Origin of the sequence: Paenibacillus sp. 2TAB26, from assembly GCF_052115145.1 — a bacterium.
Lineage (GTDB): Bacteria > Bacillota > Bacilli > Paenibacillales > Paenibacillaceae > Pristimantibacillus.
In genome coordinates this window covers 1-23,562 of the sequence record NZ_JBFRGC010000047.1, presented here as the reverse complement: position 1 = coordinate 23,562, position 23,562 = coordinate 1, and the positions used below count along the sequence as shown (strand labels likewise).

General features: G+C 41.4%; 16 protein-coding genes and 4 pseudogenes. 14 read left to right on the top strand and 6 right to left on the bottom strand.

Annotated elements, in window-relative coordinates; all coding sequences use genetic code 11:
• Positions 1-58 precede the first annotated feature (58 nt).
• From AB4Z50_RS34065 to AB4Z50_RS34040, 6 genes and pseudogenes are all read left to right on the top strand, one after another.
• Positions 59-5,059 (top strand): S-layer homology domain-containing protein, encoded by a 5,001-nt coding sequence (locus tag AB4Z50_RS34065; protein WP_441886554.1) that lies wholly within the window; start codon positions 59-61, stop codon positions 5,057-5,059.
• Between the two features lie 191 nt (positions 5,060-5,250).
• Positions 5,251-5,556, top strand: a complete 306-nt coding sequence (locus tag AB4Z50_RS34060) for a hypothetical protein (RefSeq protein ID WP_441886551.1) — start codon at positions 5,251-5,253, stop codon at positions 5,554-5,556.
• A 12-nt stretch (positions 5,557-5,568) separates the two neighbouring features.
• A pseudogene (locus AB4Z50_RS34055) lies at positions 5,569-5,625 on the top strand (S-layer homology domain-containing protein); the annotation flags it as partial.
• 12 nt (positions 5,626-5,637) lie between these two features.
• Positions 5,638-6,048 (top strand): S-layer homology domain-containing protein, encoded by a 411-nt coding sequence (locus tag AB4Z50_RS34050; protein ID WP_441886548.1) that lies wholly within the window; start codon positions 5,638-5,640, stop codon positions 6,046-6,048.
• 115 nt (positions 6,049-6,163) lie between these two features.
• Positions 6,164-7,762: a response regulator transcription factor gene (locus tag AB4Z50_RS34045; RefSeq protein WP_441886545.1), complete on the top strand. Its 1,599-nt coding sequence runs from the start codon at positions 6,164-6,166 to the stop codon at positions 7,760-7,762.
• Between the two features lie 155 nt (positions 7,763-7,917).
• The gene (locus AB4Z50_RS34040) at positions 7,918-9,591 is read left to right on the top strand and encodes a cache domain-containing sensor histidine kinase (RefSeq protein ID WP_441886542.1); all 1,674 of its coding nucleotides are present in this window, start codon (positions 7,918-7,920) and stop codon (positions 9,589-9,591) included.
• Between the two features lie 1,163 nt (positions 9,592-10,754).
• Here the strand turns inward: AB4Z50_RS34040 and AB4Z50_RS34035 are convergent.
• Positions 10,755-11,297, bottom strand: a pseudogene (locus AB4Z50_RS34035) (IS110 family transposase); the annotation flags it as partial.
• A 494-nt stretch (positions 11,298-11,791) separates the two neighbouring features.
• On the opposite strand from AB4Z50_RS34035, the gene AB4Z50_RS34030 reads away from it, so the two are divergent.
• Complete coding sequence (locus AB4Z50_RS34030; protein WP_441886539.1) at positions 11,792-12,031, top strand: hypothetical protein; 240 nt, start codon at positions 11,792-11,794, stop codon at positions 12,029-12,031.
• A gap of 1,522 nt (positions 12,032-13,553) precedes the next feature.
• Here AB4Z50_RS34030 and AB4Z50_RS34025 read toward each other — a convergent pair.
• On the bottom strand, positions 13,554-14,672 hold the full coding sequence (locus AB4Z50_RS34025) for an S-layer homology domain-containing protein (protein WP_441886536.1): 1,119 nt from the start codon (positions 14,670-14,672) through the stop codon (positions 13,554-13,556).
• Positions 14,636-15,229, bottom strand: a complete 594-nt coding sequence (locus AB4Z50_RS34020; RefSeq protein ID WP_441886533.1) for a hypothetical protein — start codon at positions 15,227-15,229, stop codon at positions 14,636-14,638. The genes AB4Z50_RS34025 and AB4Z50_RS34020 overlap by 37 nt, the downstream gene beginning before the upstream one ends.
• A 556-nt stretch (positions 15,230-15,785) precedes the next feature.
• Here AB4Z50_RS34020 and AB4Z50_RS34015 point away from each other — a divergent pair.
• Complete coding sequence (locus AB4Z50_RS34015; protein ID WP_441886530.1) at positions 15,786-16,016, top strand: hypothetical protein; 231 nt, start codon at positions 15,786-15,788, stop codon at positions 16,014-16,016.
• 68 nt (positions 16,017-16,084) lie between these two features.
• Here AB4Z50_RS34015 and AB4Z50_RS34010 read toward each other — a convergent pair whose 3' ends face one another.
• Positions 16,085-16,510, bottom strand: a complete 426-nt coding sequence (locus tag AB4Z50_RS34010; protein WP_441886617.1) for an exosporium protein C — start codon at positions 16,508-16,510, stop codon at positions 16,085-16,087.
• Positions 16,511-17,159: 649 nt separating this feature from the next.
• On the opposite strand from AB4Z50_RS34010, the pseudogene AB4Z50_RS34005 reads away from it, so the two are divergent.
• Positions 17,160-17,627 (top strand): annotated as a pseudogene (locus AB4Z50_RS34005) (IS110 family transposase); the annotation flags it as partial.
• A gap of 238 nt (positions 17,628-17,865) precedes the next feature.
• Here AB4Z50_RS34005 and AB4Z50_RS34000 read toward each other — a convergent pair.
• On the bottom strand, positions 17,866-18,372 hold the full coding sequence (locus AB4Z50_RS34000; protein WP_441886527.1) for an RrF2 family transcriptional regulator: 507 nt from the start codon (positions 18,370-18,372) through the stop codon (positions 17,866-17,868).
• A gap of 227 nt (positions 18,373-18,599) precedes the next feature.
• Between AB4Z50_RS34000 and AB4Z50_RS33995 the strand changes: the two genes are divergently transcribed.
• Together AB4Z50_RS33995 and AB4Z50_RS33990 are read left to right on the top strand one after the other, a co-directional pair.
• Complete coding sequence (locus AB4Z50_RS33995) at positions 18,600-19,241, top strand: FMN-dependent NADH-azoreductase (RefSeq protein ID WP_441886524.1); 642 nt, start codon at positions 18,600-18,602, stop codon at positions 19,239-19,241.
• Between the two features lie 151 nt (positions 19,242-19,392).
• Complete coding sequence (locus AB4Z50_RS33990) at positions 19,393-19,923, top strand: GNAT family N-acetyltransferase (RefSeq protein ID WP_441886614.1); 531 nt, start codon at positions 19,393-19,395, stop codon at positions 19,921-19,923.
• A 285-nt stretch (positions 19,924-20,208) separates the two neighbouring features.
• Here AB4Z50_RS33990 and AB4Z50_RS33985 read toward each other — a convergent pair whose 3' ends face one another.
• Positions 20,209-20,841: a TetR/AcrR family transcriptional regulator gene (locus tag AB4Z50_RS33985; RefSeq protein WP_441886521.1), complete on the bottom strand. Its 633-nt coding sequence runs from the start codon at positions 20,839-20,841 to the stop codon at positions 20,209-20,211.
• A 181-nt stretch (positions 20,842-21,022) separates the two neighbouring features.
• Between AB4Z50_RS33985 and AB4Z50_RS33980 the strand changes: the two are divergent.
• The 3 genes and pseudogenes from AB4Z50_RS33980 to AB4Z50_RS33970 all read left to right on the top strand — a co-directional run.
• A pseudogene (locus AB4Z50_RS33980) lies at positions 21,023-21,581 on the top strand (serine hydrolase); the annotation flags it as partial.
• Between the two features lie 57 nt (positions 21,582-21,638).
• Positions 21,639-22,955 (top strand): alpha/beta hydrolase, encoded by a 1,317-nt coding sequence (locus tag AB4Z50_RS33975; protein WP_441886611.1) that lies wholly within the window; start codon positions 21,639-21,641, stop codon positions 22,953-22,955.
• Positions 22,952-23,122 carry a hypothetical protein gene (locus tag AB4Z50_RS33970; RefSeq protein WP_441886518.1) on the top strand — a complete coding sequence of 57 codons (171 nt, stop codon included), beginning with the start codon at positions 22,952-22,954 and terminating at the stop codon, positions 23,120-23,122. The genes AB4Z50_RS33975 and AB4Z50_RS33970 overlap by 4 nt, the downstream gene beginning before the upstream one ends.
• Positions 23,123-23,562 lie beyond the last annotated feature (440 nt).

Genomic DNA, 23,562 nt, shown 5'->3' with positions numbered 1-23,562 from the left:
TAGAGCGAGCTAATCGGATGAAGAGAGAGTCCGGGCTCATAAAGAAAGGGTGAAGAAAATGATCGGTTTATTGACTGGGATGCACAAAAAATGGTTCTCTATGATGTTATGTTTGGTCATGCTAGGAGAGTTATTATTCGGATTAGCTCCACAGAAAGTGGAAGCGCTTGCATCAACAAAGGCAACATCGGATATCAAGGGACATTGGGCGGAAGCTCAGATATCTGCATGGATGGACAAAGGACTTATTACAGGGTATGAAGATGGCATCTTTAAGCCAGACAATAATATTACTAGAGCGGAATTCGTGGCTTTGGTCAATCGTTCTTTTGGATTCACACAAACAGCATCAATCGCGTTTAGCGATGTTGCTGCAGGTAATTGGGCTTATGCTGAAGTGGCAAAAGCCGTTAAAGCGGGTTACATCACTGGTTATGCAGATGGCACCATTGGTGCAGGTAAGCCAATCAGCAGACAAGAGGTAGCTGTAATGGTAGATCGCCTTTTGGAGCTTTCGGGCACAGCAAGCGTTGCATCAGCTTTTACGGATTCAAGCTCGATTGCTTCATGGGCCAAAGCAGCCGTAGATGCAGCAGCAGCAAAAGGAATCCTGAAGGGATATGCAAATGACAATAGTTTCAAGCCGAGTAACTTCATTACTCGTGCAGAAGCGGTAGTTACCTTGGATCGTGCGGTTGCGTCTAAAGCTATGGTTTATAACTCAGCAGGTACGTATGGCCCTGCAGCAGGAACAGAAACCATCAATGGCAATGTAGTGATTAATGTACCAGGCGTTATTTTGCAAAACTTAGTTATTAATGGAGATTTATTATTTGCTGCTGGAATTGGCAGTGGAGATGCAACTCTGAATGGTATAACGGTAAATGGCAGAACCAAGGTTGAAGGCGGTGGCGAGAATTCCATCCATCTAAATAACTCAATCCTTCTTACGATTACAGTGGATAAGAAAACAGGAATCGTGCGTATTGTAGCTGAGGGTTCAACAACCGTGGGTGAAGTTATCATTCAATCTCCAACAACCGTTCAAGAAACGGGGACTACGGGAGCGGGCTTTGGTAAAATAACTTTATCTGAACTATTACCAGCCAATTCGATAGTGACGTTAAAGGGAGCTTTTGATACATTAAATGTTAAAAGCGCTAAAATTCAATTGGATATCCCTGAAGGTAGCATTAAAGAGGTTACTGTCGAATCAACTGCAACGGGTATGATGCTAACTCTGGGAGCAGATGCGAAAATTGTAAGCTTAATCTTGGATGCAGTTGCTAAGTTATTAGGATTAGGTACGATTGCTAAGGCAACAGTTAGTATGGTTGCTAAGGCGGGAACAACTTTTGAAAAACAACCCATAGTAACGGAAGATAAAGGAACAGCTACTCCGACTCCAACAACGGTTATTGTAACGGTTCCAGATAAGGATCCCGGTGTAACACCTTCAGTTAAAGTTCAATTAAAAGACAGCAACGGGAATCCGCTCGCGGGAGCAACCGTTGATTATTACGATGCAGGATGGAAAACGTTCGGAACGACCGATGCAGCGGGCATGGCAAGCAAGCCTCTACCAGATAAATCGTATACGTTTGGTATCAATTATGAAGGGACTAGAACGGTTAAAACGCAGCATACTGGACTTGCTCCTCTCGTCACTTTCCAGACGGTGAATGTCAAGGTGCAGTTGAAGGACAGTCAAGGGAATCCGCTAGACGGTGGTGCTGCCTCTTATTACGGGGGGAGCTGGAGAGCAATCGGCACCACCGTCAATGGCGAGGTGAGCAAGCAGCTGCTGCCCGGCTCCTATACCTTCGCTATGAATTACGAAGGAAAGACAACCCAGAAGGTAAGAAATCTTGCAACAAATCCGATAGTATTGTTTCAAATATCGGCAGGCGTTGTAGCTCCGAAACTATCCAATCAGTACGATCCGATTCCGGAACCGCCGATGGAACGTCCGCGTGTTTTGGTAAACAAGGAAACGCTTCCGGCTCTGAAAGAGAGATTGAAGCTTGCCGCTTTTGATGATGTATGGGCGAGCATCAACATGAAAGCGCAAAGACAGGTGGACGGCAACCTTCTCCCTAGAACAGGAACCGCATACACCAATATTGATGCAAGAACGGTGGAGGTCTTGAAAGCCAATGCTCTTCGATATCTGATTTATGGAGATATAGCAGCGGGTCAAAAAGCGGTCCAGCTTGCTGTGAATATGGCGAATTCGGCACAATGGAACCCGGATCGAAACGATGGGACCAATGTATATCACGTAGGCAGAGAAGTAGGAACCCTGATGTTCGTTGAATCTATTGTCTATGACTGGTGTTATGATCTCTTTAACGAGACACAGAGATCGGGCATCCGCCAAGCGCTTGATAATTGGGTAAGGAATACCCTCGAGTACCCGTATCCGATAAGGGAGAACGACAAATTAATTCTTGCCGGGCACGTCAACGAAGATGTACATCATCAGTTTAAGCTTGCCATGGGGATTGCGCTTTATGATACGAATCCGGAGTACTACAATGACCTCGCGGACTTTCTCTTGAATGTGAGCATGCCCGGATTCAACGTATTGCTCGATGCGGAGATGCCCTTCGAAGGTCCCGCCTACGGAGACAACAGGCTAATGTTTTTCATGATGGGCAATCAGCTTTGGAAGGCCATCGGTGTCGAGCCGCTCTCGGAGAAAGTCGGCTTGGCGCTCGACAGGCAGTTTTTTACCCGAAGATCGGACGGTTATATCATGACAGAGGGCGATGACTTTAATACGGATTATCAATCGCCATGGAAAAGATTCGTTCACGGTAATATCACGAACATGATCGCAGGCAGCATTTACAACAATCCGAGAGCGCAGAACGAGTTTTTAAAGCAGAATACGTATCAGGATGAGTTGTATTATTTGCTTTTCTTCAATCCAAACGCGCCGTCGCAGTCCGTATACGATACGCCGCTGTCCAGATATTTCCCCGCGCCATATGGCTCCATCGTGGCCAGAACGGGCTGGGATGAAGGACAGGATTCCAAAGCGGTAGTCGCAATCATGAATATCGGAGAAAGACTGCAGACCAACCACCAGCATTTCGATGCCGGCGCATTCTCCATGTACTACAAAGGCTACCTCGCGATTGACTCCGGGATCTATGCGGGTAAAGATCCGGTTACCGGAGAAAATATGGAATACGGAACTGAGCATGACCTGGAATATCATAAGCAGTCAATCGCACATAATGTCGTGCAAATCGACGATCCGAATGCTGTTGAGAAGGGAACCTTCTCCCCGTCGAATCAGCTCTATAATACACAAATTCCAAGAACGGTCGAGCAGTGGAATACCGACCCTAATTACCAAAGAGGAACGATGATTTCCCACTCTATCGGAGACGACGAGAAGTATCCCGATTACTCTTACATCAAGGGTGAGCTCAGTTTAGCCTATGGAAAGACCAGAACCGAGAATTATACGAGAAGCATGGCCTTCTTGAATTTCAAGGATGATGAATATCCGGCTGCGATGATCGTGTACGATAATATCAACACGCCGAATGCAAGCGCTGAGAAAAGATGGCTGCTCCATACCGTTTCCGAGCCTGTGGTTGAAGGCAGCAGATACACCAGCGTAGTGACGGAGCGGGGCTATAACGGTAAGCTTGTTACCAACACGCTTCTGCCGCAGAGCAGTGATCTGAAGGTCGAAAAAATCGGCGGCCCTGGACGTGAATTTGAGGTAGATGGAATTAATATGCCGATTGAGTCCAACAATGACACCAACATTGCCAGCACGGATGCAGGTAAATGGAGGCTTGAGCTTTCCAATCAGGCTCCTGCTAACCAAACGCGGTTCTTAAATGTGATGCAGGTGATGGATGCTGTGTATGGCCCTGAACCGCAAAATGTATATTATTCAGAGACGGATGATTATGCGGGCGCTACGATTCATGATCGTGTTGTATTTTTTGCAAAAGGCTTTGAACTGATTGATCAAGAAGCTACAATTACCTTCGAAGGAGTGGAAGATCAGACATATAAGATTTTGGTTACCGACCTTGCGGACGGAGATTGGACAGCCTTGAAGGAAGGCGAGACAGCAGCGGTGAAGTATAAAGTGGTCAAAGAAGGAAATACGATCTACTTTGAGGGTACGCCAGGCACCTATACCTTACAGAAAGCAGATTCAAGTACGCTTCCGCTCGCGGACAAGGTTCCGTCCGAACCGGTGGAGAGAAAGATCCGCGTCAGGATCGACTCTCAGGGGCAGGAATATGATGTAGCCCCTATGCTAATCAATGACATCGCGATGATTCCGATGAAAGGTACCTTGGAAGCGTTGGGCATGGGAGTGGATTGGGATGATACCACAAAAACTGCAACGGCAATCAAAGGAAGCTTGAGGATTGAGCTTGTAGAGGGCAGTAATATGGCTAAGGTCAACGGTCAGAGTATGACCATGGACGCACCGGCAACCGGTGTTAATAACCAAATGCTTATTCCATATACATTTATTGTGACCAGCATGGATTATACAGTTACCTGGGATAGTGAAAATCAAATCGTTGAGATTTTCACCCTACCGCCGGTAGAAATGCTCCAATGGGAGAGAAAAGCGCTTGATCCAGTTACGCCGATTCCAATTGCAGACCTAAAAGAAAAGGAGTATAACAGCTACACGGCAACCACTAACGCGGAGCTTGTTCCGAAGATGTTTGACAATGACCAGACCAATTATTCACGCTGGGCAGGCGATATTGGCTCCGAGATCATATTCGATTTCGGAGAAACGATTCAACTTGAAAGACTGGACGTAGCGATCTTTGACGGTCATATGAGATCAATCAAGATGATGTTCTCCGTTTCGGAAGACGGCGAAAACTGGACGAATGTGTACGGAGGAATTACCGTGGGAGACACCAGTGATTTTATACCTTTCAACTTCCCGTCACTGAATAGCAGATACTTTAGAGTGGCCGTTTTCGGTTCGCCAGACGCTACAGAGAATCCGGAATGGGCGTCATTTTCTGAGATGAAGTTCTTTGTGAAGAAGTAGAAATTACTACAACTTATTCCTTGGCAGAGACGACTTAATGAAGAAGTATATTATACCCGACATTAAGTCGTTGGATGATTTAGGCGTATTCCTGGATGCTGTGAAAAAAGGTGGAAAAAGCATAGGCAGCAGGATAACTGCTGCCTATAAATCTAATTAGAGGAATGAAATTAAATGAAAAGGTTTAATTCTTGCTCGTTGCTTTTAGTATTCTGTATGTTTATAAGTTTGTTTGGGTAGCGGCAGTATCACCCATTCAGATTGTACACGCAGCAGCAGAACCGACACCGACACCAACTGCCACTCCTACAGCTACAGCTTCGCCAACACCTGTACCAACGCCAGTAACACCAACTCCTTTACCGTTCTACAACGAAAAGGTAAGTTTAGACGTTGTTAGGGCTGTAGCGGAAAAAGAAAATTTAGAACAGTCAGTAACATTCAAGGATGTACCTGAAGGTGCTTTATTTGAAAAAATCAATCAAGCTAGCAACTAACCTCGGCTCGGAATCGTAAAGGGGTATGCGGACGGTTCGTTCCGTACTGATTCTACTGTAACTAGAGCGGAATTTGCTGCTATGCTGGTAAAGGCACTTGGTTTAGAACCTGCGGGCAACGCTAACTTTAAAGATGCCAAGGGGCATTGGGCAGAAAATGAAATCATGGTATTAAAATCAAGCGGTATTATTAACGGTTATTTGGATGGGACATTCAAGCCGAATCAAAGCATCACTAAAGCGGAAATTGTATCCATGCTTTCCAAAGTAATAAATACGACTTCAATTCCAAAGCCATCTAAGTTCAATGATGTTTCTGGTAGCTGGGCGGAAATTGCAATTGATACATTATTCGATATCGGTATCGTAAATGGAACTGGTGAGGGATCATTCAGGCCTCAAGCTAATGCTACAAGATTAGAGTCACTGCTCATGATCATGAGCTTGCTTAACATTAGTCTTGGTTTATCGCTTGACATAGAGTTAAGATGAGCATTCTCTTTTTGTATGCTGAGGGTAACCCCCTTAGCATACAAAAAGAGAATATATGCTACAATGGGGCTACTACCAACATAGAAAAATTAAAGTCAGATAAGGAGCGTTTGCTGTGATAAAACTTGTTATTGTAGATGATGAGAAGATAACAAGGGAAGGACTGCTCCAATATATCACTTGGAAGGACCTCGGGGTTGATGTTGTTGAGCTTGCAAGTGATGGTTTTGAAGCATTGGAAATCGCTGAACGTTTGCAGCCCGATATTCTATTAAGTGATATTAGGATGCCTGATATGGACGGGATTGAGCTTGCAGGTAAACTTAGAGATATTTTACCGCAATGTACGATCCTATTTTTGAGTGCCTTTGCAGATAAGGAATATCTTAAATCGGCTATTCATCTAAAGGCACTCCATTATCTGGAAAAGCCAGTTAACAGGGAAGAAGTGAAAAGTGCGATTAAGGATGCTGTCCAAGCTATTGTTGCGGAAAAGCGAAAAAGAGCAGATGACATCGATATGAGGTTAAGGCTTGCAGAAAGCAGCACCGTGTTTAAGGAAAAGCTTGTTTTGGATATGATCAACAGACAAGTACAACTAGATGAAATTAAGATGTATTTTACTACCTTACAGTTGGATATGCCTTTAACCGGGGATTTTGTCACCGCCTTAATAAAGCTGGATATCCAAGTGGATAGTCCGATAGAGATGCAGCAGAAGCATAAAGAACAAATCATCAAATCAGTTGAAATCATCTTTACAGACCCGCAGATCAAGCATTTAGCGGGTTTTAAGCATGCAAACCATATTTTAATCCATTTTTATGGGGAAAGTATCCGTAATCCGTTTTTTTCAGCGGGTTTATTAGAGCAGCTTAGGAATAGTATTGAACATATTGTCTGTTTGAAAACCAATTTATTTATGGCGTTAGGAAAGCATGTACATACGATTTCGGATGTTCAAGATTCCTATTTTACTGCCGCTGTCGCTCTCCAAAAGCAGTTTTTTATCGGACACAACCAGATTGCCATGTATGAGGAAGAGTGCGAAAGTGTGTATGATTTGGATGAATCTTTGAGCAACAGGTTTCTGGAATATATCAAAGAACATGAGCAGGAAAAGGCCAAGGCGTACATTAGAAATTTGAATGCTGATTTTGAAAAAAATACAAACCTGCTCGTAAATTCGATTAAAAATGTATTTTTCAACATGCTTGTGGGATTAAATAAATTTGCTGAAGGATTTAATATAACGATTATTGAGGATAACGCCAAAAAGGATTTCTTCTGGGAGATTATTTATATGATTCCGACATTGGCAGAAATAGAGGTCTATTTGCTGGAGCAGATTGATTTTGTGTTCGCCAAAATAAACACGATGGACAATATTGGGGAGAATATTTATCAAATCATGCAATATATCAGCGAGCACTTTTCTGAAGAAAGCATAACCATTCCTGCAATTGCTCAGAATATGTATTTGACGCCAACGTATGTATGCAAAATTTTTAAAAACAAAACAGGGAAAACGATAAATCAATATATTACCGAGGTGAGAATTGAAAAAGCCAAGGAACTTCTAAAGGAAGAAAAAATCAAGCTTTTGGAAATATCACATCGCGTAGGCTATCTCAGCCCCAATCATTTTGCTAAAACCTTCAAAAAATTGACGGGGATGAATCCTTCGGAATTCAGAGAAAGGCATTACTTATGATAGTTAACCTGAAGAATAAAATTTTGCAGTATATGCTAGATCTGAAAATTAAAAAGAAGTTGTTTTTAACATACTTTGTATTAATCATCATACCGCTGCTGATTTTTTCCTTGATAGCCTATAACCAAATAGCTCAGACAATCCAGAAAAATACGATGTTTTCTGTCAAACAATCGTTCGATCAAGTTGTCTTTTCGTTTTCATCCAAAGTGAATGGTGCTATGAATATGTCTGATTTAATTATACTAGATAGCGAGGCTACTCGAGCCTTCAATAACATGATATTGCCCGATAAAGAGATCCCCAATCAGATATACGATTTTACCTATTTGAATCGATTTTTTTCCTATTTACAACGAAACGCAGATAACTTCCGTATTCGGCTATTTATCCCTGATAACCTTATATATTCCGGTGAAAATCAAAATTTTTTCAGCCTAAATGAAGCGTATAATAAGCCGTGGTATGAGGCTTTAAACAATAAGTCTGTCAATATTCTCTGGCAACAAACGAAATCTGTAACGATTGCTACTTCCGGCCTAACGATTGAAGAAAAGGTCTTATCCGCTTTACGTCTAGTGAAAAAACCAGAGGATTATACTAAAGATATCGGGGTTTTGAGCATTGATATCCTGCAAAGCGATATTCAGAAGATGCTTAAAAAGGCTGCCGAACTAACGGAAACAGGGATCGTCTACATCGAAAACAGTGATGGTATCATTCAGTCCAGCGCATCCTTGGGAATAACAGCAACCTGGAAAGTCCCTCAGGCATATTACAATACTGTGCAGGAAGCACAATGGCAGAAAACCAAGATTAACAATGAAGTCGCCTTTGTCGGTTATAAAAATATAGAAAAGACGGATTTACGGCTTGTTTCGGTCATTCCTTTAAAAGAAATTCTTGCTTCAAGCAATCAACAAAGAAATTATTTGATCGTTTTATTAGTTGTAATGGGGGCAGTTGCCTACCTGCTGGCTTATTTCATTTCAGCTTCAAGCACCAAACGAATCTATAATCTAGTTGATAAAATGCGACAGGTTCAGAAAGGTGATTTATCCGTGACCATTCCGAAGATGAGCAGAGATGAAATTGGCGAGCTGGCACTAAACTTTAATTTTATGATTAAAAAAATAAGTCAATTGAACGAGGAACAATACAAGAGCGGGCAGGAGGTTAAGGAAGCAGAGCTGAAATTGGTTCAAGCAGAGTTCAAGACATTACAGGCTCAGATCAATCCGCACTTTCTTTACAATACGCTTGATTTAATCAATTGGATGGCGATCAAATATGATTGTTCTGATATTGAATCCTTGATTTTCTCCTTATCGAGATTCTATAAGCTTAGTCTAAGAAAAGGGGCAGATATAGTCACGATTCAGGATGAGGTTATGCACATTCAAACCTATCTCCAAATTCAGAATTACCGGTTTGAAAATTGCGTGCAGCTGGAATTGGATGTAAGCAGCATTCAACAGTATAAAATTCCAAAAATCACGCTGCATCCACTCGTTGAGAATTCCATTATGCATGGAATTTATAAAAAATCCGGGAGCACCGGTACGATTAGGATAAGTGGCAAGCTGGAAATGGATCACATTGTTTTGTATATCGAGGATGATGGAGTGGGCATGACGGAGCAACAGATTAAACAAATCCTTGAGCCTAGTCAACCAGATGAAGAAACAGATGACCTGCATGGATTCGGGATTAATAATGTCAATGAAAGACTGAAGCAATATTTCGGAAGCCCTTATGGTTTAACTTATACAAGCACAGTGGGAATAGGGACAACGGTAGAAATACGAATTCCGCATAAGGGGATGTGATTTTACAGATTCTAGAAGTGAAGTCTTAAGTGATTCCGCTGAATACTGAGCTAACCAGATGTGCGCACTGTTCTCAACACTAACGCAAATCATATCCTAGAACCAGATATAAAATTGACAGCTTAAAAGAAATAGTACTATCATTTCATATAACTAGCTATTCCTATAAGAATTAAAGTATTAAAGCTAGCTTGGGAGAGAGGGTAAAGGATGAAGGTATGTGTTATTGATGATGAAGCGAAGGTGCGGGAGGGTATTGTTCTAAAACTGCAAGTACTCCCACATCATCTTGAAGTGTTTAATTGCTTCGGTAGGCAAGTTGTCTGGAAACCCTTCAACGGCTAGGGTTTCTTTACGGAATGTTCCCTAATTTGATCGCCCAATATTAGAGTTAATGTTAGCCTTTCGCTTTCAAAAAACTCTAATTTGAAGCTGACTCTAATGTTTTGGGTGAAATCGTCAATTATTTAGGCGTATTCTCTAATACTTTTTTATGACTATATAGCAAAAATTAGAGTTGGCTCGTTCGTGAGATGTAGGGTTTTTGGCTCTGAGGCTCCTCTCAAATCGAGTTCCAGAAACTATCAAAAACGGCACCCCTAAAAAATACCTCATAATAGGGTAGTACAGCGGTGATATCGTTCCCTTTTCTATTCCCTTTAGTAACTTCCCTCAATCTACCTTAGTGGTCTGTATTACTGCTAAAGTTCTCGATACTGAGCCAAAAACCTCAATATAATTTTAGGTTCTGTACGACCTTAGGTCGCTCTAAAAAAATTGAGGATGTGGTTGATATGGCAAGCAAACGGTGGGGCTACATTAGGATCAGTTCGGCTACACAGGTGATCGATCGGCAAAAAGACCTTTTGGAGAAAGAATTATAAAGATAGATCCCATATTCCTGACATGCTAAATAGGTAGTGAACCCTATCGGTTCAGCATGGGAGTCTTCAAAATCCAATAGAACAAGAGGAAAAAACCAAGAGTTAAGAATGTAGCCGCGGTTATATTATCGTTGCCAATAAGCTTGGCTTCTTTTTTATTGTATTTGAAATATGACTATCCTCATATATCGGTGTTCATTGCGGTTCTCAAATAAAGTATTGAAATGGTTTAGCTTCGATGTTCTGTTCGTGCTGACTTAAAGTCTTCGTTTGGGAGTGCGACACCTTCGAATAAAGGTCGCCAAAGACGCCATGATATTCCGGAAAGACCTGATCTAACACCGCCTGAAACTGCAGCTTTGCTTGGACATACATAAATGTCAGAGACTCATATTGCCGAGTCAGGTAACGGAGATTCATCAGATACTGACCCCGCTTTTTGTAAGGCTCCAGCTTTTCTTTGTAGAACATTTCCCCAACTGGTACGCATCAGCAACATCCGTTTTCACCTTTCGTAATTGGCTCTTTTTTGCTTGGTGTGAAAGGAACGGATTGATTATAATGTACAGATACGGATACTCATCCAGGAACTGAATGACCGGGATGTGATAATGGCCCGTTGCTTCTAACACAACGGCAGGACGCTGCCTAGTAAAGGACCCTAGTAAAGGACTTCAAGTCTTGAACGTAACGGAGGAAGGAAGCTAATTCGTCAAGATCGTGCTTAAACCGAAAGGTCTTTCCGTAGGGCGTTCCCCGATCTGAAAAAGCTTGTGCATGACTTTCTCCTTTCGATACATCCAATCCAATAACAGGGTTCATTCAACCACTCCTAATCTGATATTCGCCGGTAGCCCCTAACCTTCTTGTCGTCCACATTATCGCTTGTTATTCGGGATCATTGTCCCAACCAGCCTAATCATGGTTTAACAAGTAGGGTGGATGAACGGAATAGCTCTCGGGATCCAACTCCCACGGGCAGAAACGTTCGATCCCCGATTACCGCTATCTTACGACCACATAAAAATAAGGTCGACCAGAAAGATCTGGTGACCTTATAATACGAACGGAAGCTGCAAACTTATCAAAACTGTTTACTCAAGTTCCTAATCCTACATTGAATAAATAAGGAGGAATAATGTAAGAAAAAGATATCGATTGACACCAATTTTCATTATTTTGGACCAACAAGACCGACAATTTCACCATTTGTTATTTCTCGATTTTACCTGATCGCAGGTGATAAAGTAATTGGATTTCAAGATAGTCAGGAGTGGGAAGGAATCATTGGCATTGACCAGGCTTATCCTGAAGAGATGGAATGGTATCTTGACATTAGTGATAGTGTAGAATATCCTGTATCTCTCGAAAGAGAGGAAGGAAGAGATGAAGGATGGATAGCAGCTTTACCAATTGGTGAACTTAGTGGAGAGGTTACGGTAGTAACAGCAATGCTTGCTGATGGAATGGACTTGAATGTAGTCATAAAGTATACAAAACTATCACGGACGAGATTAGAAAATATAAAAAGAAGAATCTCGGAAAAAAGCCAATAATAATAAAACCCTTGATTGGCTTCGTGCCTTTCAAGGGTTACTTTTTGGTGGGGCTACCCAATGCCGAATGAATCTATCTTTCGACCAATAACACACTTATTCCATGTAAAACCGCTACAAAAACTCCATAATTCGTTTGTACGCACAGAAAATGCAGTTGTTATTATTCTTGGTAAGCAAGGTGTTAAATACGATGAAAACTGGAATGCAGTAAATTAGTGTTGAAATACTCAATTAATTCATTATTCAACTCCCTTGGAATAAAATAGTTTTCTCACTCAGACTCATGAATTCACAGGATTTCACCTTTAGCTAAATGATAGATAAGAAGGAAACATAGGATAGGGTATGCAGGAATAAAGGTGAGAATTTCTTATGAAGTAAGTAATTTAGTACAAAAACCCTTGATTGGATTCATTGCTTTTACAGGTTTTATATTGTAGGAGGATACTTTCTGTCGAATAAATTCATTATTAACCGTTGGCTAGAATGATGTAGAAAGATAAAAACGTATGTAACACCAAAAAGTTACATGTTCAGGACAGGACTCTCCACTCCTATCTATACTTTTGCACTCTTCTTGGGTGCAGGCCACTCTTCCGGGTGGCTTTTTTTATTTCTATAATTGACTATAAAGCTTGAGCTCATTTCCGCTTCGTAATTGGTCTAGGATTATAGGAGCAATCTTTTGAATTCCGAATTTTTCGGTCACCAGCCGATGCTGTAATCTAACGTTGTCATAGATGGTTACCTGTGGAAAAAAAGTCCTATCGAATGGGGGAGGCGTGTGACTGGGATACGAAGATAATCCTTTGCCTAGCGCATTTGAAACGGATGTCAAACAAGGTGTAATTAGCTTTGATATGAATGGGGAAATCCACGAGATTCATAAGGATGAAGAAATTCCATACGATATCCAGGAAACACTCTAGCGTGATCAAAAGCTAAATGTGATCGATAATCCCTATGGCTCCTATAGGGCACATGAAAATGGTAATTGCCCATATGCAGAAGAACCTCTCTGTTTAACCTGTAACGGCGGCAGCCCATGTAAAGACTTAGCTGTAGGTCTCTCTGACATGGACTTTCCTAAGTATGAAATTCATATTCAATCCACCTCAAAAATGATAGAAGTCGCAAAACATTATGGCCGCGATGAAAATTGCGGAGAAAAACTAAAAGAACCTTGATTGTCTGACCAGCATCTATGAGACGATCAGGAAAGGCAACATCGTTTTTGGACGTTTGGAGCGTATCAAAGGAAAGCAGGGTGTAAGACATGTCTGATTACAATCGCAGAGTGCATTTTAAGCAGGTCCATGAGGCTCGCAAAGCTGCTTGGAGCGTCCGCTAATGCTTAGCGTATAAAACCTTCAAAATGTTGGATCTACCCCTATCAGTTATAAAATAGGCTTGAAAATCAAGTCACAAAAAATGCACCCCTTAGCATTCATCAGTTAAGCCTGCTGGGCTTTTGCCACATGAATATTCTAAGGGGTGCACTAGGTTTCAAAAAAGGTAATTACATGTTGAAGTTAATCATAAAACGATTTATAATCGCTGCAACTTCAGCACGCGTCACGATACCCTTCGGATCAAGTAGCCCTTTCCCTTTACCGTAAAGTAAATGGTTGTTAACGGACCACTTCATCGCATCAGTTGCCCAAGTAGAGATTTGGTTTGCATCTGTGAATGCGGATAAGGACTGACTAGCGTTAACATTAAATTTGTTAGCTTTTGCATAATTGAAGAACAACTGTGCAAGCTGTTCACGAGTGATTGCCTGATCTGGAGCAAAATGAGTACTATCAACCCCATTTACGATGTGATTTTGACTTGCCCAAGCTATTGCATCACTGTAATATGCATTCTTAATCACATCTTTGAAGTGAGTTGACCCTGCATTAGGCTTACCAGCTAAGCGGTGCATAACCGTAACCAGCATACCACGAGTCATGGTTCCGTCTGGGCTAAACGTATTTGCCGCGGTACCCGTGAACAATTCACGTTTTACAACATAGTTGATGGATGAAGACGCCCAGTGGTTTGTAACATCATTAAACGTAACAGCAGGTTTAGTAGGCTCAGTTTGAATGATCTCAAAGGTCACAACAACCAGATCAGAAGATTTCAGACCAGTCAATACAGTGAGTGCTCCTTTAGATACTCCATTGATTGTTACTTCTTTCACTTGATAGCCTTTATCTGGAGTTATTGTAACCGTTCCGTTTGAAGATGCCGCAACAGTTCCTCCGCTACCTGAAACGGAAGCATTCGGCTTATTAGATCCATTATCCGGCACGCTGATAATAGGGTATGCCTTCACAATAAAGGTATACTGTTTATCTTCACTTTTCTCACCGCGAGTTATCGTTGCAGTCAACGTGACAGTCATATCACCCATGCCAGCGGATGGACGTGTAACTACCGCATTATTGTTATCGATGCGAATGACATTCACATTACTGCTCTTCCATACAATTCCTGTTCCGTGCACGCCTTCAGCAGGAAGAGCAACATTACTGGTAATCGCACTTGTATTACCAAGTGTTGACGTTACATTAGCAATCGTATCGGTAATTGCCTGCTCGTCACTGAATGCCGCTACATTAACAAAGATCGGGTTGGAGTAAAACCACAAGCCTGTATAGCTACGGTCGTTAATATTATTGAAACACGTTCTTCGTTCTCCTGCTCAGTTGGAGTATTTGAATAGTCATACGATTTATCTTTTAAAGGCTCGCCGTTAGTTGTGAAGCCTTCAACATCTGTACCCAGGTTCGTACCACGCAAACGATAATAGCGGTTTTTATCTGCGGGCACTTTATAGGAGACCGTATAATAGCCCTCAGCATCTGGTTGTCCCCAATCTTCTTTCGTAAAACGTTTAATCACTTTAGTCGTTTCATTTGTTGTATTACTAGCATATTCACTTTTGTCTATTTTGCCAGTCACTTCTCCAGAGATTAGGTCAACATGATCGACATTTACATTATTAGTAACAGTCGATTCATGCGCAGTAATTTGTTCATAGTTATTATGGTCTGGACTCTTGAAGCGAATCGATATTGTCGTAAGATCCCCTTCTGTTACTTGAAGATTCTCACCCATCTCGGCTTGATTGCCATTTCCAGTTACTTTAAAGTCAAGATCATTGATGAGATCGCCATAAACAGAGTAGGATTTACCGGAACGCATACCATTTACAACATCCTTAAAGGTATTACCCTCGACCCAAGTATAGTTTCTTGAGTATTCACTAGGCTAGGCATAACCAAAAGTGGGTAACAGATGTCACTCAATACCGCGTATTCGATACATGGATATATTTATATGCCATTAAGGATTTGTATAACGGAGAACTCCTAGCTTCTCATATGAGCCTTCGAATGATAACCAGCTGGTTTTTCAAACCTATGAGAAAGCCTTTAAAAAGGAAACGGACGTGACTGGATTGATCGTTCACAGCGACCTAGGATTCTAATACACGTCCTACGATCACCAAGACATGCTGCTGAAGGTTGGCGCCCGAATCAGCATGTCCCGCCGAGGCAAATATTATGACAATGCCTCTATGAAGAGCTTCTTTTTCGCATTTAAAAGCGGAAGCGAATGCTAACGGGAAACGTTAGTATAGTGTATAGTATAAGTCATGTTTAAAAAGAAAGGGCCATCCCACAAAGGATGGTCCTTAAAACTTGTCGTTACAGACATTTGCCTTAGCGCCAAGCTCTAAGTGAAGGAATATATGCCCATGCTTGATGGAAAAAAATATAATCGTCAAGAAATCGATCACGGTAAGGATGCGGTTAAACAACAACTTACCGCATACCAGAAACTCATCGATGCCGGCAACGCTCCTCTCGGAGAGTTCAAATCGGTCTTCTTCAACAGCATGACGCTTGTACTCGCTCGATACTTCATCATCAGACAAATGGGTAATAGCGTAATAAAAAAGCAGCGGCAGTCTAAGGCTTTATTTTGAGAGCCTAGCTTGCCGCTGTTTCCTTATAGGGTCAGTCTAAGAATGGTTAGGTTCATAGAGCTTAGGTGTTAGGTTCTTGTTTTAACGGCCAGACCACTAAACGATATTGGCCCAACAATATCGGCTCTTGTATTTGCAGTACGGTTTTCTGCTGTCACTGTGTAAACATGGTTACCTGATCTAACATTTCTATCTTCTGCCTGGAATGTAACTGCATAATTTTGTTCAGAACCGTTAGATTCGATCCCTTGTTGCGTGTTGAAAATCTCTTTATCATCGCGGAAGATTCTAAAGAGTATTTGCGCAATACCAGTGACACCTCGAACACCCACAGTTGCTACTAAATCTACGCGGTTAGGTTGAGAATTAACTGGAATCCTTATAGTGATTCTTGCAAGGCGAGATCTTACTGGTGAACGACTGATAATAAATGAGTTCGCTAAGTTGAAGCTACGGCGCGGCTGAACTGAAGCTTTATCGATAATACGTACCAAAAATATCAACTCCTCTTGTTTGATATCTTCAAGATATGTTGGATTAAGAGAGAATGATTGGACAAACATCTTAACTGCTTTATTTGGGCTCGATAGACTGTGAACAATGGTGCTGTCGCGACAAGGTAGATTCTCTTCGATTTTTGGAAGTCTGGCTTCACGATTAAAGAGAAGGAAATAGAAGAGTCTTAGCGGTTTCATTTCTAACGGAAACGATAGATACTAAAACGATACTAGGCTGTCGACAGCAACGTCAGCCTGCTTTGCGCTAACGGGCAGCATTCCTATTATGAAGAAATAGTTGATTTGAAAGTTGTAGGAACAGAGATCAGGAACGGTATGAAAGAACGTTACTCTAAAAGCTACAGGTTCAGGACAGGACTCTCCACTCCTATCCAAATCCTATAGTGCTCATCATGAGTACGGACCACCCTTCGGGGTGGTTTTTTTTTATTGCTCATTAAGTGACTTATCTGCTAAAGGCAATGATAAGGATCCATCTCAAGTTGAACTATAATACGAACGGGCAGCATTCCTATTATGAAGAAATACGAGGTTTGAAAAATAAAAAGACTCCTTGGTATGATGTTAATGGGTCCACGACGCTGGCCGGCTACTGGATCCAAATACAAACCAAGGAGAGTACAAGATGCATTCTACTCAAAATGAACGAATTAATCAAATCACTTCTTCTACCTTAATTGTCGGAGTCGACATYGCAAARTTCAAACATKTRGCYMGSGCACAAGACTACCGCGGAGTCGARTTCGGGAAGCCAATCACATTTGACAATAATCGAGAAGGTTTTGAGTTATTCGTTAGTTGGTTCCAAAAGATTACTGCGGAACAAGGGTTTCAGGACGTTTTGGTCGGCATGGAGCCGACCGGTCACTACTGGCTAAACCTTGCTCATTATCTTAGAGAGCAGGAAGTTAAGTATGGTGTTGTAAATCCACTGCACGTGAAAAAAAGCAAAGAGCTAGATGACAATTCTCCGACGAAGAATGACATCAAGGACGCTAAAGTGATTGCACATTTGGTCAAAGATGGGAGATACACTGTACCTAGCCTTCCACAGGGCGTTTATGCTGAACTGCGGGAAGCCATGAAAATTCGCTAACACCTGACAACTGAACTTTGCATTGTGCAAGCATGTTTCCATAACTGGTTAATAGGTAAGTTTTACTAATGTTTTGTGATCTACTGATCGCGGATGTTTATCCATCATATTCATCCTATCCGATAATCCGAAAATTTCGGATGACGAGGTTGGTAACTGATAATAAATATATAAAGCCCTGAAAATTTGCAGAAGATTTTCAGGGCTTTGTTTATATGAATAATTACGTTTTGAGTTAGTTTGAGTTTTTTCTTATAAAGTATTCTCGGCTATCTGTCCGCAATTTTTCAGGTAAAACGTGATTAAGTTCATCATTTAACCATGCAAGGGTCTTATTACGAAGAAACTCACGCATATATTCTTCTGCCTCAAGCATCGTTAAGTTAATCGTACAAGAAGAATTGGCGGAAATACAGGAAGAGCATTTTTTATCTAAATGCATAAGATTATCTTTCAAAACATTTTTGCATTGAAAAATAGGTTTTACTCCTTCAACTGCTTCTATTACATCCCAAAAAGAAATTTCTTCTGGGGACTTAGCTAATTTATAACCACCTTTTACACCAGGTGTAGAACTCACGATACCAGCCTTTGATAATTTACCAAAAACTTTTGAGAGATATGTTTCTGAAAGCCCTTGAAATTCTGAAAGGTCTTTATTTCCAATACTTTCCTCTTCGGGTATGTCTATTAAATAAACAAGGCTATGCAACGCATATTCAACCATAACACTATACTGCATATAGACTCACCTGCTTTCATTGTAAAAAGGCTATCAAAAAAATCATTATAATCCCTAAATGTTTTTTTGTAAATTAGCAAAAACTAACGTTAGAATCTATAGAATTTGACAAAAGGCTATGAAGTCTTTATATTGTCTATTATATCAATCGGCGATTGATATTATCGACGATTGAATTTATCGACAATTAAGATTAGGTAAATTCAATTTAAAGGAGAAAACATCCAATGAGCAAACTGCTTGTCATTAATGCACATCCAGAAGTCGATTCCACATCTTCATTTAGTCTAAATGTATTCAATTACTTTTTGAAAATTTATAAGGAGAAGTATTCTGATGATGAAGTTATTGAACAAATTAACTTGTACAAGGACGTAGTACCAATGATAGATCAAACTGTTTTAAGTGCATGGGGAAAATTAAAAACAGGTCAAGAACTAACAAGTGGAGAACAAGAAGTAACAGAGCGTATGAATGATGTATTAAAACAATTTAAAAGTGCAAACAAGTATGTAATTGTTTATCCAGTGCATAACTTTAATGTGCCATCAAAGTTAAAGGATTATATGGATAATATTATGATTGCAAGGGAAACCTTCAAATATACAGAAACGGGATCAGTTGGTCTTCTTAAAGATGGAAGAAGTATGCTTGTGATACAAGGAAGTGGGGCAATCTATACCAATAATGACTGGTATACCGAAGTTGAATACTCGCATAAATACTTGAAGTCGATGTTCAATTTTTTTGGTATTGAAGATTATCAAATTCTTCGAGTGCAAGGTACTGATAAACTGGACAGAGATGAAGTATTAAAAAAAGCTTATAAAGAAGCCGAAGAAGCCGCTTCAAAATTAGTAGTGAAATAAGCTAACGGAAAAGTTTAACAACAAAAGCCAATCGTAGATAAATCCTATAAGCTCTTGTATAATGAAACTAACTTCAAAAATGAAGGGACTGAACTATGCGCAGATGTCAATATCTTAAACCTGACATTAAAATAAAATGGAGGTAAAAGTATTGATTACAGAGTTACACACAGAACGTTTACATTTGAGAAAAATGAAGGTATCGGATTCGTCTAGTTTGTTTAAAGTTTGGTCTGATCCAGATGTTACTAAATTTATGAATGTTAGTTGTTTTACTGATGAAAATAAAGCAAAAGAGATGATTAATCTTCTTGATGAYCTTTCTCRAGACAGYAARGCTATTCGTTTCTCCATAATTAAAAWAGARTCCAATGAAATYATAGGTTCTTGTGGTTWTAATTCCTTKGATTTTGAAAATGMAAAAGCWGAAATTGGATATGAYATTGMTAAATCATTTTGGGGAAGAGGATAYGCTTCAGAAGCTATCTGTTCTTTGTTAGATCACGCATTCTCATCTTTAAAGCTGAATCGAATCGAAGCAAAAGTTGACCCCGAAAACGTGAATTCTATAAAGCTCTTACAAAAGCTCAACTTTACGTTTGAAGGAACTCTTAGACAATATGAAAGAGTAGAAGGAAAGTTTAATGATCTCAATATCTATTCCAAATTAATATCAGATTGATTTAATTTTCTGCCTATTTTGAATTGTAAGTAGCATAACTTGGAACGTTTATACTTTACCATAGCGGCAGTTTTGGGTTATTACAAAAGATAATTTCATTGAAGGAGAACGATAGAGCAACGAACAAGGGAGCAGTTTGCCGGCGGCAGCTGCTCCCTTTTATTTTACTAAAGGAAGAGTATCCCTCTGATTCTTTGAGACCCGACTTCTCTGGCCTTTAAGACGAGGGTTTTTGGATAATTTTAGCATATCAAAGTTGGATTTTTACTATTTTTAGATTATGGATTATGAATTTGATTCAATTAATGATTGAATATAGATTTCAATCATTTTAATATTTTCTTTCCATAATAAAACAAGCCATTCTGTGTCTGCTTTAGAAATGAAAAATGTTGAAAATCCATTTATATAAGTTCCTAATAAATCATTTACTAACTCCAAGTCATTCGCGTCTAGTGTATCACCATAAAAATCATTCACTAAAATCTCAAAGAAATCAAACGGTGTTTTTTCGCTGTCTTTACCATAGATAAGCTCATCAAACTCCGTATCATATGAAGACTTCACTAAAAATTGCATTTGAACATTAATTAAATTTAAATAGTCTTTATTTTTTTTTTCAATGAAGAAGAGAAAATATTTGAGCATAATATCCGCAAAAGAATCCGTTTCCTTAACTTCTTGATAAATTTGTTCCAGTGCTTCACCCATTAACACATCAGCATAAAAAAAAGCTTCTTGTTGAATAGTCTCCATAGAACCAAAGTGATGAAACACGCTTGCTTTACTAACATTTGCCTTCTTTGCTATGCTGTTAGCACTTAATACTTCTAAACCATTTTCTGCGATTAAAGTGACGGTAGCGTGTAATAAAGCTTCTTTTGTTTTGTTCCCCTTTTTTTCTCTACTATCTATCATTACCGTTCCTCCTTGAATGGTTGTCACATTTTCTTCAGCTATTATAGCATAAAACAAAAATGTTGACCGATAGGTCAGTTTTTCATAAAATATAATTGACCGTTCGGTTAGTTTTTAGTTTTGTGTGTCACCAGTTTTAAGTTTTATGAGATTTAACTCTTGATAAAAGGAAAGGAGAAGGCCAAAAGATACGGATGATAGCAACAATTACGGTCTCGGCTGGGACAGTGTGAAGCTATACCCGTTCAATGAATTCGGAATAAAGGGCTTGGCCAAATGAGGGAACTTGACTACATATTCTGCTTCTCTCGTCGTACTTCCTGAGAAAAAGATTGCAGCTGCCGTGTTATCATCCGGCGGTAGCAGTGACACGGATCAACTAATGGCAAGCAAACTGCTGCTTGCGCTCAAGGAAAAGGGAGAGATCAAGAACATCAAGTCGGACAAATCATTTGGCAAGCCCGTTAGGGCCAAGATACCCCAAGTTGTAGTGAAGCAAGCAGGCTATTACACCAAAAGTGGATCGCAGTTCCGAGTAGAGATTACCGAGGACGGAGTACTGTCCATGGCAAACGATCCGGGGACGAAGTATATATACTTCGGATGGGAGCTTTATCAACGAAAACGGAACCTCCATGGTCAGCTTCGTCACCGAAAAGAACGGACGCACCTATTTGTGGCAGAGAGACTATGAGACGTTGCCGGGATTTGTGCAACTAGTAATGTCCCATTATGCGGCCTGCCTGTTCGGCGGACAGTATTTGAGGAGGTCATCATCACGAGGAGGTCATCAACAGATGAGAATCATGGAAGTTGTACTGGTGACGTTTAATGTGGTTGTGTTACTGTGGTTGGTTGTTGGGCAACAAAAGCCGCGACAGTTATTATGGGGAGGATTGGCCGTCTCGGCAGTTTTTCTCGTTGTGCAGGGCTGGGTTGAGGGATGGCGCTGGCCCCTGATCCCCACTTATGCATTGACGCTGGCTCCTTTATGGGCGCTGGTGTTGGACTTTCGGCGGCGCGCCCGAGCCGGGCAAGGGGGCATTCATAGGCGCGGCGTACGCAGAATTGCAGCGTTGTTATCCGCCTTTTTCTACGGAACTGTAACCGTAGCTGCGCCGTTGCTGTTCCCGGTGTTTACATTCGATGAACCGGCAGGCCCGTATGGGATTGGCACGGTCGCTTATCACTGGATTGACAACACCCGCAAAGAAACGTCCACTTTGGCGGCAGCCGGGGCCAAGCGGGAACTGAAAGTACAGATCTGGTATCCGGCCAGCAAGGACGCTAAGGGAACCCGAGCGCCGTATGTGCCCGATTCCAAAGTATATGCCGAGGCATTTCAGCAGGAGTCTGGTCTGCCGCAGTTGTTTTTGACGAGCCTTGGACAAGCCCGTACGCATGCGATTGAACACGCGGTGCTGTCCGATGCGGAAACGGCGTATCCGGTACTTATTTTTTCACACGGGTCTGGTGGATTCGAGGGTCAGGGCATGTTCCAGGTCGAGCAGTTGGTGAGCCATGGCTACATTGTAGCGGGAATCAATCATACTTACGACAGTATGGCTTCGATATTTCCGGATGGGCGGGTTGCGTTGTACGATTCGGTGAAAAATACAGAATTTGAGATAGAGCCACTTGAAAAACCGGACAGGACGAATGAGGTTTGGGTGAACGATGTGCGGTTTGTGCTGGATCAACTTAAACAGCTCGCTGCCGCTGACCCGGATCAGCGGTTTACGGGACGAATGGACATGAAGCGCCTTGGCATGTTCGGACACTCATTCGGCGGGGCGACTACGGTTCAGATGCTGCTAAGTGATCCGCGGGTTCGGGCAGGCATCAATATGGACGGAGCCTTGTACGGTGAACGCCGCATTCCGGCGACTGGCATAAACAAGCCGTTCCTGATGATCAGTGCGGACGAGGAGGACGAGTTGGCGGGCTCCAACGCCACAAGTGACGATCAGCAAGCCGCCTTGGACATGACCCACAGCAAAGTTGAACGATACAATAAAGAGTTAAATGCTCGGTATGCGCTGATAAAGGCTGGCGGGAATTACTGGCTGAAGCTGCACAACACGCTTCATATGAGCTTCTCCGATTTCTTTTGATCTCTCCAATTATAGAGTGGGCACAGGGAGTGAATGTGCGCGAGACACATCAGCTCGTCAACGATTTTACGCTTGATTTCTTCAATCATTATCTGAAAGGGCAGCCTCTGCAGATTTTGAACAATGCTGTCGGCACGCATGATGATTATATTCTGGAAAAGGGTTAAGCTTCTATTTAGCGTGAACGCCGCCTGAAGTATAGACGGAGGAGGGAGGGGGAGAATCAGGGGCATTCGCTGTGGCCTCTGGTTTCTCTCTGGGCTCCTTCTGATCATCCGGATGCAGTGGCTCCCAAAGGAGAACGCAGCAGATAGCGCATGCTGTGCATTAGCGGGTTCATGCTGGCAGGGGCGTCCTATTCCAAGTTCACAATGACCCACAGTTTATTGAATAGGATACGGTCTGTGACCGAATCAAGCATATGCTGAGCCTTGTTCATTCCATTAAAGATTGTATGACTTCCTTTTCAGCGGATCAATATCGGCAGCTTCTCCATAGCTCCTTACGAGAGGTAGATGCAGAATTGTTGCGACTCAAAGAGCTTCAGCAATTAATTAAGAAGGCTTTGCATGAACAACAGAGCTTTAGTTCACAATCCAACCAGTAT